Below are 16,612 nucleotides of genomic sequence, written 5' to 3'. Positions count from 1 at the left end.
CTCTCGGAGCGCAAGGTGAATCTGAAACTGAATGGCAAGGTGACAGTGGTAACGGGCGGCAGCAAGGGCATCGGCCTTGCGGTGGCGAATGCCTTTGCTGCCGAAGGCGCATATGTGGCCATCATCGCGCGCAACCCCGAAGGGCTGGAGCAGGCGCGCGCCCAGTTGCAGGCCAGCGGCCACAACGTGGCGGTCTTCTCGGCCGACCTGTCCGACCCGCAGGCGGCCGCGCAAGTGATCGAACGCATCGAAGCCGAGGTCGGCCCCATCGACATCCTGGTCAACAGCGCGGGCGCGGCTCGCCGCCATCAGGCCGAAGACCTGGATGCCGCCAAGTGGCACGCCGCCATGGACGCGAAGTTCTTCCCCTATATCCACGTACAGGACGCCGTGCTGCCGCGCATGCGCGCCCGGGCGGCCACGCGGCCGGCAGGCGCCACCAATGGCATCGTGGTGAATATCATCGGCAACGGCGGCAAGCGCCCGACCAGCACCCACCTGGCGGGCGGATCGGCCAATGCGGCGCTGATGCTGTCCACCATCGGCCTGGCGGCGCATTATGCCCAGTACGGCATACGCATCAATGGCATCAACCCGGGGCCCACGTTTACGCAGCGGGTGGAACAGTCGCTGGACCTGGACGCCCAGCGGCGCGGCATCACGCGCGAGGAAGCCCTGGCGGCAAACCAGGCCAGCATCCCCATGGGTCGCTACGGCAAGGCCGAAGAAGTGGCCGACGTGGCGCTGTTCCTGGCCAGCGCGCGCGCATCGTATGTGGTGGGCGCGATCATTCCCATGGATGGCGGCGCGTCCGTGGTGATGTAGGCCACCCCCGAAGCGCTCGCGCGCTTCCCCCTGCTGATTCAGGTGCCTGACTCCCGCCCCATCCGGCAGTAGCGCTGCGGCCTAGCGCTTGAGCTGCGAGACGTCGCGCACCGCACCGCGGTCGGCCGAGGTGGCCAGGGCGGCATAAGCCAGCAAGGCCTGCGAGACCACGCGCTGGCGATCCACCGGCTTCCAGGCCTGCTCGCCGCGGGCTTGCATGGCGGCACGCCGCGTGGCCAGTTCTTCGTCGGACACGGCCAGGTTGATCTTGCGGTTGGGGATGTCGATCTCGATGGTATCGCCATCTTCGACCAGGCCCACGTTGCCGCCCTCGGCCGCTTCCGGCGAGGCATGGCCGATCACCAGGCCCGACGAGCCGCCCGAGAAGCGCCCGTCGGTGAACAGCGCGCAGGTCTTGCCCAGGCCCTTGGACTTCAGGTACGAGGTGGGATACAGCATTTCCTGCATGCCCGGCCCGCCCTTCGGACCTTCGTAGCGAATGACGACCACGTCGCCCGCCACCACCTTGTCGCCCAGGATTCCCTCGACGGCGTCATCCTGGCTTTCGAACACGCGCGCGCGGCCGGTAAAGAGCCATTGCGATTCGTCCACGCCCGCCGTCTTCACGATGCAGCCCTTGGGTGCCAGGTTGCCGTACAGCACGGCCAGGCCGCCGTCTTTGGAGTACGCATGCTCCTTGCTGCGGATGCAGCCGCCCTGGCGGTCGAGATCCAGCGTCAGGAAGGTGGCGTCCTGGCTGAAGGCCACGGTGGTGGGAATGCCGCCGGGCGCCGCGCGGAAGAATTTCTGCGCGGCGTCGCCCGCACCGCCGTTGATGTCCCACTGCTCGATAGCCGAGCCCAGCGTGCCGCTGTGCACGTTGCCGCAGCTCAGGTCCAGCAGGTCGGCACGCGCCAGTTCGCCCAGGATGCCCAGGATGCCGCCCGCGCGGTGCACGTCTTCGATGTGGTACTTGTCGGTGGCGGGCGCGGCCTTGCACAGGCAAGGCACCCCGCGCGAAATGCGGTCGATGTCGGACATGGTGAAATCCACGCCCGCTTCTTGCGCCGCGGCCAGCAAGTGCAGCACGGTATTGGTGGAACCGCCCATGGCCACATCCAGCGTCATGGCATTCTGGAACGCGCTCTTGGTGGCGATATTGCGCGGCAGTACCGACGCGTCGTCTTGTTCGTAGTAGCGGCGGCACAGGTCGACGACCAGGCGGCCGGCCTGCTCGAACAAGCCCTTGCGCCAGGCGTGCGTGGCCACGATGGTGCCGTTGCCCGGCAGCGCCAGGCCGATGGCCTCGGTCAGGCAATTCATGGAATTGGCCGTGAACATGCCCGAGCAAGAGCCGCAGGTGGGACAGGCGCTGCGCTCGAACTGCTCGGCCTCGGCGTCGGTGATGTTGGGGTCGGCGGCCTTGATCATGGCGTCGATCAGGTCGATCTTGGCAATGACCTTGCCGTCGGTGGGCGACTTGATCTTGCCGGCTTCCATGGGGCCGCCCGAGACGAACACCACGGGAATGTTCAGCCGCATCGCGGCCATCAGCATGCCCGGGGTGATCTTGTCGCAGTTCGAGATGCACACCATGGCGTCGGCGCAGTGCGCATTGACCATGTATTCGACCGAATCGGCGATCAGTTCGCGCGACGGCAGCGAATACAGCATGCCGCCGTGGCCCATGGCAATGCCGTCGTCGACGGCGATGGTGTTGAATTCCTTGGCCACGCCGCCGGCGGCTTCGATTTCGCTGGCCACCAGGGCGCCCAGGTCGCGCAGGTGCACATGGCCCGGCACGAATTGCGTGAACGAGTTGACGACCGCGATGATGGGCTTGCCGAAATCGCCGTCCTGCATGCCGGTGGCACGCCACAGGGCGCGGGCACCGGCCATGTTGCGGCCGTGGGTGGACGTGCGGGAACGGTAATGCGGCATGGTCTTTCTCGGGCGGGTAGGGTTCGCAAAGTGCTAAATAATACGCCGGATTGCCAAGGGTCGCCCCCGGGCCGGCCGGGCGCGTCAGGCCGGGGGGCCGCCCAGGGCCAGCAGGGCCGCATGCAATTGGCCCAGCCCGCGGTGCAGCGGCTTGTCGCCGCGCAGCACCACCGCCAGGCTGCGCGACAGGCGCGGAGCCAGCGGCATGACGCGCAGGCCGTGCCGGCCGCGGCCCGCCGGTACTGCCATACTCGGCAAGATGGCGCAGCCCAGGCCGGCCGCCACGATCTCTTTCATGGCTTCGGTGCTGCCCAGTTCCATGGCGGGCCGCGGGCGCAACCCGGCCGCCTCGAACCATAGTTCCACCAGTTCGCGGGTACGCGCCCCCGGCTCGAACAGCACCAGGGGCCGCTCGGCCAGCGCCTGCGGCGTGACGCGAGCCGGCAGCTTGCCGCTGGCGGGAAAGATGGCCACGAACTCATCGTCGAGCACCGGGCTTACCTGGAACATGCGGCCGGGCGCAGGCAAGGTGACCAGGCCGATGTCCAGGGTGTTGGCCTCGATGCCGCGCAGCACGTCGGCGGTGTTGCCGGTGCTGGCCACGATCTCCAGGGCGGGAAAGCGCCGCCGCAGGTCGGCCAGCAAGGGCGGCAGCAAATAAGTGCAGGCGGTGGCGCCGGTGCCCAGGCGCACCCTGCCCACCACTTGGGCGGTGTGCGCCTGCATGCTGCGTTCGGCTTGTTCGACCGCGGCGTCGATGGCCCGGATGTGCGCCAGCAGGTCGGTGCCGGCAGCCGTGGCGGCCACCCGGCGCCCCACCCGTTCGGCCAGGCGCAGGCCATAGCGGCGTTCCAGTTGGCGCACCTGCAGGCTGACCGCCGGTTGGGTCAGGCCATGCTTGTCGGCCGCGGCCGAGAAGCTGCCCAGTTCGATCACATCCAGGAAGATGCGCAAGTGATCCAGATTGAGGCCGCGCATGGGGGTCGCCATAACCAAAGAATTTCTTATACATCGCATAATAAACCAAAGCTTTATTAATACAGAGGCTGGGTGCACACTGCGGATAGCGGTGGGCCACCCCCACCTTCCCCCTGTCCGGCCAGCCACTTCCATGCCCTTATCCGCTTCTGCTTCGTTGATCGTGCGCGACAGCACCGCCGCCGATATGCCAGCCATCCAGGCCATCTACGCCCATCACGTCCTGCATGGCACCGCCTCGTTCGAACTCGACCCGCCATCGCCCGACGACATGCGCGCGCGGCGCGAAGCCGTACTGGCGCAGCACATGCCCTACCTGGTGGCCGAGCTGGACGGCGAACTGGTCGGCTATGCCTACTGCACACCGTACCGGCCACGGCCGGCCTATCGCCATACAGTGGAAGACTCGGTGTACGTGAAGCCGGGCAAGGCCGGCCACGGCATCGGCGGGCGCCTGCTGGCGGCGCTGATCGAACGCTGTACCGCCGGCGGCTGGCGACAGATGCTGGCCGTGGTGGGCGACAGCCGCAACGCGGCCTCGCTGGCCTTGCATGCCAGCCAGGGCTTCCATCCCGCCGGCACGCTGCGTTCAGTGGGCTACAAGTTCGGCCAATGGCGCGACACCGTGTTGATGCAGCGCGCGCTGGGCGACGGCGACCACTGCCCGCCCAACGAGCGCCGCTGAGCTTCCTGCGTGCCTGCCGTCATTCCCGCGCGCGCGGTCGTTTGCCTGGGCATCACCCAGCTCGTGAGCTGGGGCGTGTCGTTCTACCTGATCAGCAATTTCGGGCCCGCCATGCAGGCCGAGCTGGGCTGGAGCGTGGCGCAGATCTACGGCGGTTTCTCGCTGGCCATCGTGGTGATGGCCGTGGTCTCGCCGATGGCGGGCCGCGCCATCGACCAATGGGGCGGCCAGCGCGTCATGCCGGCCGGATCGGTACTGGTGGCCCTGGGCTGCGCGCTGCTGGCCGCCGCGCACGCAACAGTACCGTACTACGCAGCCTGGGTAGTGCTGGGCATCGGCATGCGGCTGACGCTGTACGACGCCGCCTTCGCCACGCTGGCCCGCATCGGCGGCCCCCAGGCACGACGCGCCATGTCGCAGATCACCTTGTTCGGCGGGCTGGCATCGACGGTGATGTGGCCGGTGGGGCAATTGCTGGCGCAATGGCTGGGCTGGCGCGGCGCGGTGCTGGCGTATGCCGTGCTATCGCTGCTGACCCTGCCCCTGTACCTGGCGTTGCCGCGCGCTCGTTATGCGGCCAGCACGCACCAGGCCGCCGCAGGCCCGGGGCTGGCCCGCACCCCGACCGACCAGCGGCTGGCGCAAGGCCTGTACGCGCTGATCGCCATGCTGACCAACTTCCTGACCGCGGCCAACGCCACGCATTTGATCGCCATGCTGACCGGCCTGGGCCTGGTGGCCTCGACCGCGGTGGGCATCTCGGCGCTGTGGGGTATCGGGCAGGTCAGCGCGCGCTTGCTGGAACTGCTGTTCGGCGCACGCTTGCATCCGCTGATGCTGAACCTGGCCGCCACCGCGGTGATGCCGCTGTGTTTCCTGGCTGGCGCGCTGGCCGGCCACCCCGTCGCGGCCGCGCTGTATGCCTGCCTGTATGGCGCCTGCAACGGCCTGCTGACCATCACCCGCGGCACGCTGCCGCTGACGCTGTTCGACTATCGAGTCTATGGCGCGCTGGTGGGCCGCCTGCTGGTGCCGGGCTTTCTGCTGACGGCGGCCGCGCCGGTGGCTTATGCGGAATTGATTGCGTGGCAGGGGCCGCGCGCGGCGATGGTGACATCGATGATTCTGGCGGCAGTGATCCTGGCAGCCTCGGCGTGGCTTTATGTCCGGTTCGGGCGTCCGGGGCATGCCGCGACGCGCGAAGCTTGAGGTCAGGGCAGGTGCCAACGTTCCCAACCCGCCTTGCGCAAGGCGCAGGCGGGACACTGCCCGCACCCGTATCCCCAATCATTCCGCGCCCCGCGCTCGCCCAGGTAGCAGGTGTGGCTGTGCTCGACCACGATATCGACCAAAGCCTGGCCCCCCAGTTGCTGCGCCAGCGCCCAGGTGTCGGCCTTGTCGATCCACATCAGCGGCGTCTCGATCGTGACGCGCGCCCCCAGCCCCAGGCCCAGCGCCACCTGCTGGGCCTTGATGGTGTCGTCGCGGCAATCGGGGTAGCCCGAGAAATCGGTTTCGCACATGCCGCCCACCAGCACGTCGAGCTGGCGACGGTAGCCCAGGGCTGCCGCCAGGGTCAGGAACAGCAGGTTGCGGCCCGGCACGAAAGTATTGGGCAGGCCGTTGGCCTGCATCTCGATGGCGCGGTCGCTGGTCATGGCGGTATCGCCCACCTGGCCCAGCACCCGCAGGTCGAGCAGGTGGTCTTCGCCCAGCCGCGCGGCCCATTGCGGAAAGCCGGCGCGCAGCTCGCGCAGCACGTTCAGGCGCGCGTCGAGTTCGATGCGATGGCGCTGGCCGTAATCGAATGCCACGGTCTCGACATGGGCATAGCGGTCGAGCGCCCAGGCCAGGCAAGTGGTGGAATCCTGGCCGCCTGAAAACAGGACCAGCGCGCGGCGGGAATGATTCTGCATGAACGTACTCGGGCAAGAAAGCAGGCAAGGCGCCATGACGAAACTGTACCCCAAGGGCGGCCGTAAGAATGCCTGCGTAAAATGACCCGCGTCGCTGTATTCGCCGTTTTCCGTATCGCCCACCATCCCCTTCCAACACTTCTTCCGACGGATTCCTTACCCGATGAAAGCCATCCGCCCGCAGTCCGCGACTGCCGAACCTTTGCGTCACGATATCCGGCTGCTGGGCCGGTTATTGGGGGAAGTCATCCAGGCCTGCGAAGGCGAACGGGTATTCGACACCATCGAGACACTACGCCGCACCGCGGTACGCTTCCGGCGCGAGGGCAATGAAGCCGACGGCAAGCTGCTGGAACAGCGCGTCAAGCGCCTGCGCGACAACGACCCGAATTCGGTAGCGCGCGCGTTCAGCTACTTTCTGCACCTGTCGAACATCGCCGAAGACCGCGACCAGAATCGCGCCCAGCGCACCCGCGCCCGGGCCGACGACACGCCGGCGCGCGGCAGCCTGCGCGAAGCCTTTGCCCTGCTCAAAGAACAGGGCGTGGGCGCTGCGCGCATCCGCCGCCTGCTGGCCGAGGCCCGCGTCGTGCCGGTGCTGACCGCGCACCCCACCGAAGTGCAGCGCAAGAGCACGCTGGACGTGCACCGCGAAATCGCCGCCGTGCTGCTGCAACGCGAAGGCCCCCTGACCGCCGAGGAAATCGCCGACCTGGACCTGGCCTTGCTGGGCCGCGTCGCCACGCTGTGGCAGACGCGCATGCTGCGCTACACGCGCCTGACGGTGGCCGACGAAATCGAGAACGCGCTGTCCTATTACCGCAGCACGTTTCTTAACGTCATCCCGCGCGTCTACGCAGAACTGTCGCGCCTGCTGGGGCGCGATTCCGCCAAGCCCTTTGCCGCGCCGCCCGCGCCGCTGGAACCTTTCCTGCGCATGGGCAGCTGGATCGGCGGCGACCGCGATGGCAATCCCAATGTCGATACCGGCACGCTGGAACTGGCCCTGCTGCGCCAGGCCACGGTACTGTTCGAGCATTACCTGCAAGAAGTGCACGCCCTGGGTGCCGAACTGTCGATCACGACCCTGCTGATCGATGCCGACCCGGCCCTGCAGGCATTGGCCGATGCGGGCGGCGACGAGTCCCCGCACCGGCGCGACGAGCCCTACCGCCGCGCGCTGGTCGGCATCTACGCGCGCCTGGCCGCCACCGCGCAGCAACTGACCGGCCGCGACCTGGCGCGCCGCGTCACCCATCCTGCACCCGCCTATGGCGCGCCACGCGAATTGGCTGACGACCTGGCCATCATCGCCGCGTCGCTGTCCGCGCACCACGCCGCGCCCATCGCGCGGCTGCGCCTGTCGGGCCTGCAGCAGGCCATAGAAGTATTCGGCTTTCACCTGGCCACGGTCGACCTGCGGCAAAGTTCCGACGTGCATGAGCGCGTGCTGGGCGAACTGTTCACGCGCGCGGGCGCGCAGATCGGCGGCAAGCCGGTGGTCTACGCCCGGCTCGACGAAGACGCGCGCGTGGCCTTGCTGCGCGCCGAGTTGGCGCTGGCGCGCCCGCTGGCCTCGCCCTGGATCACCTACAGCGAAGAAACCACGCGCGAACTGGCCGTGCTGCGCGCCGCGGCCGCGGGCCGCGCCCGCTACGGCAAATTGGCCGTGCAGCAAACCGTCGTGTCGCACACCGAAACCCTGAGCGACTTGCTCGAGGTGCTGGTACTGCAAAAAGAAACCGGCCTGATCGTCGATCCCGACCCCGGCACCGACATCGCCAGCGGGGACGGCTTGATGGTGGTGCCCCTGTTCGAGACCATTCCCGACTTGCAGCGGGGCCCGGAAATCATGGCCGCCTGGCTTGATCTTCCCGAGGTGCGCCAACGCGTCAAGCTGGCCCAGGACGGCACCCAGGAAGTCATGCTGGGCTATTCCGACAGCAACAAAGACGGCGGCTTCCTCACGTCGAACTGGTCGCTGTACCAGGCCGAACGCGCACTGGTGGATGTGTTCAGCGCGCGGGGGGTACGCCTGCGCCTGTTCCATGGCCGCGGCGGCTCGGTGGGCCGCGGCGGCGGTTCCAGCTTCGACGCCATCCTGGCGCAGCCGCCGGGCACCGTGGCCGGGCAGTTGCGCCTGACCGAGCAAGGCGAAGTCATCCAGAGCAAGTACAAAGACGCCGAGGTCGGCCGCTGGCACCTGGAACTGCTGGTGGCGGCCACGCTGGAATCGACCCTGGCGCCGCGCGCGGCAGCCACCAGCGCCGAAGACGCGCACATGGCGCATTACGGCCCGGCCATGTCGTTCATGTCCGACACCGCGCAGCGCTGCTATCGCGGCTTGGTGTACGACACGCCCGGCTTTGCCGAGTACTTCTTCGCCGCCACGCCCATTACCGAAATCGCCGGCCTGAACATCGGCTCGCGCCCGGCCTCGCGCAAGCAGGGCCAGCACATCGACGACCTGCGCGCGATCCCATGGGGGTTCTCGTGGGCGCAGTGCCGCCTGATGCTGACCGGCTGGTACGGCGTGGGCTCGGCCATCGAAGCCTACCTGGAAACCGGCGCCCCCGACGCCCCTCGCTCGCGCCGCGCACGCCTGGCCCAGTTGCGTGAAATGGCACGCGAATGGCCCGCCTTCCGCACGCTGCTGTCCAATATGGAAATGGTGCTGGCCAAGTCCGACCTGGCCATCGCCGCACGCTACGCGCAACTGGTGCCCAACCGCGCCCTGCGCAACCGCATCTTCGGCCAGATCAGCGCCGAACACGGCCGCACCGTTGCCATGCTGCGCCTGCTGACGCAGCGCGAACTGCTGGCCGACAACCCCACCCTGATGGCCTCGCTGCGCGAACGCTTCGCCTACATCGACCCGCTGAATTACCTGCAGATCGAACTGATCCGCCGCTTCCGGGCCGAACAGCGCGACGGCGCCGAGCCGGACAAACGGATACGTAGCGCGATTCACCTGACTATCAACGGGATTGCGGCCGGGCTTCGCAATTCGGGCTGAGTCATCCACGCTGCTCGCCAGAGCGCGGCCATGTTGCCAACAGGCAGTCAGGCCGGCTCTGCGTGCAAGCGTGTACCCCTGGCACGAATGTCACGCAAACCGATAAGCCAGGAAGATCAAACCTGGGCGGCACGAACGCCGAAAATCCTGCCCTGCATTCCCCGACATTTGGCGCTCACCCCCATTTCTTAGTACTATCAATAAATTCTATATACGCACAAATGTTCGTATATAGAACACAATAATTCCCGGCCCGCGCACGCGAAGGCACCCCAGGATGAAACGCACCCTGCCGCGCCCGACCGCCCAGCGCGAGCATATCGAGAGCGTATCGACATGGATCTTCCTATCCAGAGCCTGGCCGTCGTCGGCGCGGGCGCCATGGGCAGCGGCATCGCGGCCCTGTTTGCCGCGCAAGGCCTAGACGTGGTCTTGATCGACCCGGTGCCTGGCGCGCTGGAACGCGCCGCCGGCGTCATCGACCGGCAGCTTGGGGTGTATGCCCCCGATGCCGTGGCCGAGACGCGGCGACGCATCCGCATGGAAGCCGGCCTGGAAGCAGCCTGCTCGTGCGACCTGGTCATCGAGGCCATCCCCGAAAAGCTGGAACTCAAGCGCGACATCTTCGCGCGGCTGGATACGCTGTGCCGGCCCGAAACCATCTTCGCCACCAACACCTCGGGCCTGTCCATCAACGCCATCGCCCAGGCCGTGACGCGTCGCGATCGCTTCGTGGGTACGCACTTCTTCACCCCGGCCGACGTGATCCCGCTGGTGGAAGTGGTGCGCAATGACGATACCTCGCCCGCCACCGTCGAACGCGTGATGGCCGCCCTGCGCGGCGTGGGCAAGCGCCCCGTGCTGGTCAACCGCGACATCCCCGGCTTCATCGCCAACCGCATCCAGCATGCGCTGGCGCGCGAGGCGATCTCGCTGCTGGAACAAGGCATCGCCAGCGCCGAAGACATCGACGAAGTGGTCAAGTGGAGCCTGGGCATCCGCCTGGCGCTGACAGGCCCGCTGGAACAGCGCGACATGAACGGCATCGACGTGCACCACGCCATTGCCACCTATCTGTATCCCGACCTGGAAAACCGCACCACGCCCTCGCCCCTGCTGGCCGAGAAAGTCGCCAACGGCCATATCGGCGCCAAGGCCGGCCAGGGCTTCTATGCCTGGCCCGCCGAGCGCCGCGAGCAAGTCCTGCGCGACAAGAGCGCGGCATTGGGCGATCTGGTGGCGTGGCTGAACAGCCGCCAGACCGGCTGAAATCCCTTTTATCCGAACCGGCGGCGTGCCCGCCCGGACACCCGTGTGCGCGGCTGCCCGGCACGGCGCAGCCTGGAACAAGACCAATCGTAGCGAGCTGGAAGCAGCATGAACAAATTAACCTCTTTCTTTACCGAGCTGATGCGCAAGTATCTGCCCGATCCCTTCGTGTTCGCCATTGCGCTGACGCTGCTGACCGTGCTGATGGCCATGGGCATCGAAGGCCAGGGCCTTGGCCAGATCACCCGCGAATGGGGCAAGGGCTTCTGGAGCCTGCTGGCCTTCACCACGCAGATGGCGGTGATCCTGGCCATGGGCTACGTGCTGGCGACCGCACCCCTGACCGACCGCCTGCTCAACCGCATCGTCGGCCTGGTACACCAGCCGCGCACGGCCATCATCGTGGCCACGCTGGTGGGCGGCGTCGGCAGCTACCTGAACTGGGGCTTCGGCCTGGTGATAGGCGGCATCGTGGCCAAGAAACTGGCGCTGAAAGTCAAGGGCGTGCATTACCCGTTGATCATCGCTGCGGCCTACAGCGGCTTCACCATGTACGGCCTGGGCCTGTCGGCCAGCATTCCGGTGCTGATCGCCACCCCGGGGCATCCCATGGCCGACCAGATGGGCGTGGTGCCGCTGTCGGAAACAATTTTCTCGCTGCCCATGCTGCTGACCAGCCTGGCCATCATCGTGACGCTGCCGCTGCTCAACGCCTGGCTGCATCCCCGCCAGGGCGACCAGGTCACGGAAGTGGACCCGGCCATCGACAAGCCGACCGAAGCCCCCGCCGCCGGCGAGCTGGCCGAACAACACACCATCGCCTCGAAGCTGAACAACAGCCGCATCCTCAGCCTGCTGATCGGCCTGCTGGGCGTGGCCTACGTGGCCTTCCACTTCGTGGATGGCGGCTCGCTGGACCTGAACCTGATCAATTTCATCATCCTGTTCCTGGGCATCATTCTGCTGGGCACGCCGGCCGCCTACGTGGCCAAGCTCAACGACGGCATCAAGACCATCTCGGGCATCATCCTGCAGTATCCCTTCTACGCGGGCATCATGGCCATCATGGCCGGCTCGGGGCTGGTGAACACCATCTCGCACGTGTTCGTCGACGTCGCCACGCCGGGCACGCTGCCCTTCTGGGGGCTGATCAGCTCGTTCTTCATCAACTTCTTCGCCCCCTCGGGCGGCGGCCACTGGGTGATCCAGGGCCCGTTCATGATCGACGCCGCCAAGGAAATCGGCAGCGCCATCAACCAGACCTCGATGGCCGTGATGCTGGGCAACGCCTGGAACGACCTGGTGCAGCCATTCTGGATCCTGCCCGCGCTGGCGCTGTCGAAACTGAAACTGCGCGACGTGATGGGCTACACCGTCATCATGATGCTGTGGGTGGGTGTCATCCACATCGTTGCCGTGCTTTCGTGGGGCATGCTGACCCACTGAAAAGAAAAGCCCACGCCCGAAGCGCTGCGCGGGTGCCGAGGCACGGCATGGACTATCTGACCCCCAGAGGCAATCGATATGAATAAACCCAAGGCTTACCTGGTTACCGGCGGCAGCGCCGGCATTGGCGCCGCCATCGTGCGCGCGCTGCTCGACGCGGGCCATCGTGTCGTCAACATCGACTACCGCCTGCCGGACAATGCGCCCGAAGGGCTGGTGTCGATCCAGGCCGACCTGACCGACGAGGCGCAGACCAAGGCCGCGGCCGCCCAGGCCACCCGCGACCATGCCATCGTCGGGCTGGTGAACAATGCCGGCGCCACCAGGCCCGGCACCGCCGATACCGCCACCCTTGCCGACCTGGATCATGTCGTGGCGCTGCACCTGCGCACCGCGCTGATCCTGGTGCAGGCCGCGTTGCCCGACATGCGCGCCGCCGGCTTCGGCCGCATCGTCAACATGTCTTCGCGCGCGGCGCTGGGCAAGCCCGACCGTGTCGTGTATTCGGCCACCAAGGCCGGCCTGGTGGGCATGACCCGCACGCTGGCCATGGAACTGGGCGGCGACGGCATCACCGTCAACGCCATCGGCCCCGGCCCCATCGCCACCGACCTGTTCCGCAACAGCAACCCCGATGGCGCGCCGCAAACGCAGCGCATCATCGACAGCATCGTCGTCAAGCGGCTGGGCACGCCCGAAGATGTGGCGCGCGCCGCCATGTTCTTCCTGTCGCCGGACAACGGCTTCGTGACCGGGCAGATGCTGTATGTATGCGGCGGCACCACGCTGGGCGTGGCGCCGGTCTGAATGAACAGGCGCGCCGCCTCTGCCCTGGCTTGCTGGACGTCAGCGGCGCCGCAGCGCCTGGTCGATCTGTTCGGCCGCGCGGCGCAGCGGCGGCAAGAACGCGTCCAGCATGGCGTCGCGCGAAAAACGGTTGGCATGCCCGCTGACATTCATGGCGCCTATCACGCGCCCGGCCCGATCGACGACGGGCACCGCCACCGACTGCAGGCCGGGTTCCAGTTCCTGCACGACGCAGGCATAACCGTCGGTACGCACCTGCGCCAGGATGCGCTTGAGCTTGGCCAGGTCGGTCACGGTGTGCGGCGTCAGGGCACGGATATCGCTGGCGGCCAGCACGCGGTCTTGATCGGCCGGCGGCAGTCCGGCCAGCAGCACGCGGCCCATGGACGTCACCCAGGCCGGCAGCCGGCTGCCCACCGACAGATTGATGCTCATGACCTTGTGGGTGGACAGGCGCAAGATGTACACCACGTCGGTGCCATCCAGCACCGACACCGAACACGATTCGCGCGTGGTCTCGGCCACTTCTTCCATATAGGGCAGGGCCAGATCCCACAGCGGCGTGGCCGACAAGTACGAGTAGCCCAGCTCGAGAATGCGCGGGGTCAGCGCGAACTTGCGGTCGTCCATCGCCACGTAGCCCAGGTGCGCCAGGGTCAGCAGGATGCGGCGCGCGCCGGCGCGCGTCAGGCCGCAGGCGGCCGCCACCTCGGACAGCGTCATCTGCGGGCGCTGCGGGCCGAATGCCCGTATCACCGACAACCCGCGCGCGAACGACTGCACGTAGGTATCGCTGGGTTGCTGGGTTTCCTGTGTATCGATAGCCATGCGCGCGGCAGCCCTGATCACCACCCGGGAAATTGCCAGGCGCAGCCGCCTTGACACTCCCAGGTCACCATGAAACGATGTTCTTTCAAAGAACGAAAGTTCGAGTAAAGAACAAATTATGACACGCCCTTTTTATCGCGGACACCCATGATCTCAAAGCTCGTTGCAAACGCGGCAGCCGCCCTGGCGGACGTACCCGACGGCGCCACCGTCCTGATTGGCGGTTTCGGCACGGCCGGCCAGCCGATGGAACTGATCGACGCCCTGCTGGAACAGGGCGCCAAGGACCTGACCATCGTCAACAACAATGCCGGCAACGGCACGACCGGCCTGGCTGCGTTGCTGGGCGCGGGCCGGGTGCGCAAGATCATCTGCTCGTTCCCGCGCCAGGTCGACTCGCAGATCTTCGATGATCTGTATCGCAGCGGCAAGATCGAGCTCGAACTGGTGCCGCAGGGCAACCTGGCCGAGCGTATACGCGCCGCCGGCGCCGGCATCGGCGCCTTCTTCACGCCCACCGGCTACGGCACGCCGCTGGCCGACGGCAAGGAAGTCCGCGAGATCAACGGCCGCCATTATGTTCTTGAATACCCCCTGCATGCCGACTACGCACTGATCAAGGCCGAACGCGGCGACCGCTGGGGCAACCTGGTATACCGCAAGACGGCGCGCAACTTCGGCCCCATCATGGCCAGCGCGGCGCGCGTGGCGGTTGCCCAGGTTCGCGAGATCGTCGAACTGGGCGAACTCGACCCCGAATCCGTCGTTACCCCCGGCATCTTCGTCAAGCGCGTCGTGCAGATCGACGCCGCCCCGGCCGCCAAGGAGCAGCAATGAGCAGCAAACTGACCCGCGACCAGATCGCCGCCCGCGTCGCGCAAGACATTCCCGAAGGCGCCTACGTCAACCTGGGCATCGGCCTGCCCACGCTGGTGGCCAACCACCTGCCGGCCGACCGTGAAGTCATCCTGCACACCGAGAACGGCATGCTGGGCATGGGCCCCGCCCCCGCCAAGGGCCAGGAAGACTATGACCTGATCAACGCCGGCAAGCAGCCCGTTACCGAACTGCCCGGCTGCTCGTTCTTTCATCACGCCGATTCGTTCGCCATGATGCGCGGCGGCCACCTGGACATCTGCGTGCTGGGCGCCTTCCAGGTGTCGCAGCACGGCGACCTGGCCAACTGGCATACCGGCGCGCCCGACGCCATCCCGGCGGTAGGCGGCGCAATGGACCTGGCCATCGGCGCCAAAGACGTGTTCGTGATGATGGAACTGCTGACCCGCGAAGGCCTGAGCAAGCTGGTGGCCGAATGCAGCTACCCGCTGACCGGCGTGCGCTGCGTGTCGCGCGTGTACACCGACCTGGCCGTGTTCGACATCGGCGCCGACAGCGTCACCGTTACCGACCTGTTCGGCGACATGACCGCCGACGAGCTGCTGCGCCTGACCGGCCTGCCGCTGAAATTTTCCCGCTGAATACGATTGGAGACCCCCTCATGCTTTTCATGGTTCAGATGCAGGTGAACCTGCCCGTGGACATGCCGGCCGAGCGTGCCGATAAACTCAAGGCCGATGAAAAGGCCCTGGCGCAGCAACTGCAGCGCGACGGCAAGTGGCAGCACCTGTGGCGCGTGGCGGGCCGCTATGCCAACGTCAGCATCTTCGACGTGGACAACAACGACGAACTGCACCAGTTGCTGTCGTCGCTGCCGCTGTTTCCGTACATGGATATCCAGGTAACGGCGCTGGCGCGCCACCCCTCGGCCATCTGACCGCCGGAGCCCGTCATGCCCTACGTCATCGAAACCTTCGACAAGCCCGACCACCAGGCCGTGCGCCAACAGCATCGCCCCGCCCACCTCGACTTCCTGGAAACCAACAAGCCGTTGCTGCTGGCCTGCGGCGCCAAGCTGCACGATGACGGCAAGGATGCCGGCGGCGGGCTCTACGTGATTGACGTGGATACGCGCGAAGCCGCCGAAGCCTTCATCGCCGCCGACCCGTTCAGCCAGGCCGGCCTGTTCGAGCGCGTGGCGATCACGCGCTGGCGCAAGGCCTACTTCAACGGCCAGTGCCAGCTGTAGCGCGGGCTTCCATCCCCACAGGAATCTACTTATGCCATACGCCGACCTGGGCCAGGTACGCTTGTACTATGTGATCGACGGCCCCGCCGATGCCCCCGTGCTGGTCCTGTCCAATTCGCTGGGCACTTGCGCCGACATGTGGGCGCGCCAGGTGCCGGCGCTGTCGCAGCGCTTTCGCGTGCTGCGCTACGACACGCGCGGCCACGGCAAGTCATCGGTACCTGCGGGCGAATACAGCTTCGCGCAACTGGCGGGCGACGTCGCCGCACTGCTCGACCACCTGGACATTGCCCAGGCCGATTTCTGCGGCCTGTCGATGGGCGGCCCTACCGGGCTGCACCTGGCGCTGGACCACCCGCAACGCGTGCGCAAACTGGTGCTGTGCAATACGGCGGCGCGCATCGGCAGCGTCGACAGCTGGTCGACGCGTATCGCGGCGGTGGCGCAAGACGGCCTGGAAAACATGGCGCCCGCGCTGGTCGAGCGCTGGCTGTCGCCCGGCTACCGCACCGCCGAGCCAGGCCTGACCCAGGTGTTGGTCGATATGCTGCGCCGTACGTCGAACGAAGGCTACAGCAGCAACTGCGCCGCGCTGCGCGATGCCGACTTGCGCGGCCGGCTGGGCGAGATCAAGGCGCCCACGCTGGTCATCGCCGGCACGCAAGACCCGGCAACCACCCCGCAAGACGGCCGCGACCTGGCCGCGGGCATCGCGGGCGCCCGCTACCTGGAACTGGATACCTCGCACATTTCCAACTGGGAACAACCGGAAGCCTACACCCGCGCGGTGCTCGACTTCCTGACGGAGTAAGGCC

The 16,612-nt window shown here is 67.1% G+C and carries 16 protein-coding genes; 12 read left to right on the top strand and 4 right to left on the bottom strand.

The features are described 5' to 3' along the window. Positions 1–15 precede the first annotated feature (15 nt). Entirely contained in the window at positions 16–825 is an 810-nt protein-coding gene (locus KW845_RS08715; RefSeq protein ID WP_218368838.1) for an SDR family oxidoreductase, read from the top strand. A gap of 81 nt (positions 826–906) precedes the next feature. Here KW845_RS08715 and ilvD read toward each other — a convergent pair whose 3' ends face one another. Beyond that, positions 907–2,766 (bottom strand): dihydroxy-acid dehydratase, encoded by a 1,860-nt coding sequence (ilvD, locus tag KW845_RS08710; protein WP_218368837.1) that lies wholly within the window; start codon positions 2,764–2,766, stop codon positions 907–909. A gap of 84 nt (positions 2,767–2,850) precedes the next feature. Continuing rightward, positions 2,851–3,744: a LysR family transcriptional regulator gene (locus KW845_RS08705; protein WP_218368836.1), complete on the bottom strand. Its 894-nt coding sequence runs from the start codon at positions 3,742–3,744 to the stop codon at positions 2,851–2,853. A 133-nt stretch (positions 3,745–3,877) separates the two neighbouring features. Here KW845_RS08705 and KW845_RS08700 point away from each other — a divergent pair, with 133 nt between their 5' ends. Together KW845_RS08700 and KW845_RS08695 are read left to right on the top strand one after the other, a co-directional pair. Continuing rightward, positions 3,878–4,429, top strand: a complete 552-nt coding sequence (locus KW845_RS08700; RefSeq protein ID WP_218368835.1) for a GNAT family N-acetyltransferase — start codon at positions 3,878–3,880, stop codon at positions 4,427–4,429. Positions 4,430–4,438: 9 nt separating this feature from the next. Further along, positions 4,439–5,638, top strand: a complete 1,200-nt coding sequence (locus KW845_RS08695) for an MFS transporter (protein WP_218368834.1) — start codon at positions 4,439–4,441, stop codon at positions 5,636–5,638. A 2-nt stretch (positions 5,639–5,640) separates the two neighbouring features. On the opposite strand, the gene queC is transcribed toward KW845_RS08695, so the two are convergent. Then, a complete protein-coding gene (gene queC, locus KW845_RS08690) occupies positions 5,641–6,345 on the bottom strand; it encodes a 7-cyano-7-deazaguanine synthase QueC (protein WP_218368833.1) in 705 nt (234 codons plus the stop codon). Between the two features lie 163 nt (positions 6,346–6,508). Between queC and ppc the strand changes: the two genes are divergently transcribed. From ppc to KW845_RS08670, 4 genes are all read left to right on the top strand, one after another. Continuing rightward, the gene (gene ppc, locus KW845_RS08685; RefSeq protein ID WP_218368832.1) at positions 6,509–9,361 is read left to right on the top strand and encodes a phosphoenolpyruvate carboxylase; all 2,853 of its coding nucleotides are present in this window, start codon (positions 6,509–6,511) and stop codon (positions 9,359–9,361) included. 336 nt (positions 9,362–9,697) lie between these two features. Further along, complete coding sequence (locus tag KW845_RS08680; protein ID WP_218368831.1) at positions 9,698–10,630, top strand: 3-hydroxyacyl-CoA dehydrogenase family protein; 933 nt, start codon at positions 9,698–9,700, stop codon at positions 10,628–10,630. A gap of 108 nt (positions 10,631–10,738) precedes the next feature. Beyond that, complete coding sequence (locus tag KW845_RS08675) at positions 10,739–12,076, top strand: short-chain fatty acid transporter (RefSeq protein ID WP_218368830.1); 1,338 nt, start codon at positions 10,739–10,741, stop codon at positions 12,074–12,076. Positions 12,077–12,154: 78 nt separating this feature from the next. Further along, entirely contained in the window at positions 12,155–12,883 is a 729-nt protein-coding gene (locus KW845_RS08670; RefSeq protein ID WP_218368829.1) for an SDR family NAD(P)-dependent oxidoreductase, read from the top strand. 39 nt (positions 12,884–12,922) lie between these two features. Here the strand turns inward: KW845_RS08670 and KW845_RS08665 are convergent, their stop codons facing one another. Continuing rightward, positions 12,923–13,711: an IclR family transcriptional regulator gene (locus tag KW845_RS08665; protein ID WP_255592510.1), complete on the bottom strand. Its 789-nt coding sequence runs from the start codon at positions 13,709–13,711 to the stop codon at positions 12,923–12,925. A gap of 147 nt (positions 13,712–13,858) precedes the next feature. Between KW845_RS08665 and KW845_RS08660 the strand changes: the two genes are divergently transcribed. The 5 genes from KW845_RS08660 to pcaD are packed head-to-tail and all read left to right on the top strand — an operon-like array spanning position 13,859 to position 16,608. Beyond that, on the top strand, positions 13,859–14,548 hold the full coding sequence (locus KW845_RS08660; protein WP_218368828.1) for a 3-oxoacid CoA-transferase subunit A: 690 nt from the start codon (positions 13,859–13,861) through the stop codon (positions 14,546–14,548). Then, complete coding sequence (locus tag KW845_RS08655; RefSeq protein ID WP_218368827.1) at positions 14,545–15,189, top strand: 3-oxoacid CoA-transferase subunit B; 645 nt, start codon at positions 14,545–14,547, stop codon at positions 15,187–15,189. The genes KW845_RS08660 and KW845_RS08655 overlap by 4 nt, the downstream gene beginning before the upstream one ends. A 20-nt stretch (positions 15,190–15,209) precedes the next feature. Next, entirely contained in the window at positions 15,210–15,485 is a 276-nt protein-coding gene (catC, locus tag KW845_RS08650; protein WP_218368826.1) for a muconolactone Delta-isomerase, read from the top strand. A 15-nt stretch (positions 15,486–15,500) separates the two neighbouring features. Beyond that, a complete protein-coding gene (locus KW845_RS08645; RefSeq protein WP_218368825.1) occupies positions 15,501–15,797 on the top strand; it encodes a YciI family protein in 297 nt (98 codons plus the stop codon). 31 nt (positions 15,798–15,828) lie between these two features. Beyond that, positions 15,829–16,608 carry a 3-oxoadipate enol-lactonase gene (gene pcaD / locus KW845_RS08640; RefSeq protein ID WP_218368824.1) on the top strand — a complete coding sequence of 260 codons (780 nt, stop codon included), beginning with the start codon at positions 15,829–15,831 and terminating at the stop codon, positions 16,606–16,608. Positions 16,609–16,612 lie beyond the last annotated feature (4 nt).

This window comes from Bordetella sp. BOR01 (assembly GCF_019218885.1).
GTDB lineage: Bacteria > Pseudomonadota > Gammaproteobacteria > Burkholderiales > Burkholderiaceae_B > Bordetella_A.
This window is presented reverse-complemented; position numbering and strand designations above follow the sequence as displayed.

What these genes read in the sequence shown, in the direction of transcription:
- ilvD (WP_218368837.1), bottom strand. Translation starts at nt 2,766, where the DNA reads ATGCCGCATTACCGTTCCCGCACGTCCACCCACGGCCGCAACATGGCC.
- KW845_RS08705 (WP_218368836.1), bottom strand. Translation starts at nt 3,744, where the DNA reads ATGCGCGGCCTCAATCTGGATCACTTGCGCATCTTCCTGGATGTGATC.
- KW845_RS08700 (WP_218368835.1), top strand. Translation starts at nt 3,878, where the DNA reads ATGCCCTTATCCGCTTCTGCTTCGTTGATCGTGCGCGACAGCACCGCC.
- queC (WP_218368833.1), bottom strand. Translation starts at nt 6,345, where the DNA reads ATGCAGAATCATTCCCGCCGCGCGCTGGTCCTGTTTTCAGGCGGCCAG.
- ppc (WP_218368832.1), top strand. Translation starts at nt 6,509, where the DNA reads ATGAAAGCCATCCGCCCGCAGTCCGCGACTGCCGAACCTTTGCGTCAC.
- KW845_RS08680 (WP_218368831.1), top strand. Translation starts at nt 9,698, where the DNA reads ATGGATCTTCCTATCCAGAGCCTGGCCGTCGTCGGCGCGGGCGCCATG.
- KW845_RS08675 (WP_218368830.1), top strand. Translation starts at nt 10,739, where the DNA reads ATGAACAAATTAACCTCTTTCTTTACCGAGCTGATGCGCAAGTATCTG.
- KW845_RS08670 (WP_218368829.1), top strand. Translation starts at nt 12,155, where the DNA reads ATGAATAAACCCAAGGCTTACCTGGTTACCGGCGGCAGCGCCGGCATT.
- KW845_RS08665 (WP_255592510.1), bottom strand. Translation starts at nt 13,711, where the DNA reads ATGGCTATCGATACACAGGAAACCCAGCAACCCAGCGATACCTACGTG.
- KW845_RS08660 (WP_218368828.1), top strand. Translation starts at nt 13,859, where the DNA reads ATGATCTCAAAGCTCGTTGCAAACGCGGCAGCCGCCCTGGCGGACGTA.
- KW845_RS08655 (WP_218368827.1), top strand. Translation starts at nt 14,545, where the DNA reads ATGAGCAGCAAACTGACCCGCGACCAGATCGCCGCCCGCGTCGCGCAA.
- catC (WP_218368826.1), top strand. Translation starts at nt 15,210, where the DNA reads ATGCTTTTCATGGTTCAGATGCAGGTGAACCTGCCCGTGGACATGCCG.
- KW845_RS08645 (WP_218368825.1), top strand. Translation starts at nt 15,501, where the DNA reads ATGCCCTACGTCATCGAAACCTTCGACAAGCCCGACCACCAGGCCGTG.
- pcaD (WP_218368824.1), top strand. Translation starts at nt 15,829, where the DNA reads ATGCCATACGCCGACCTGGGCCAGGTACGCTTGTACTATGTGATCGAC.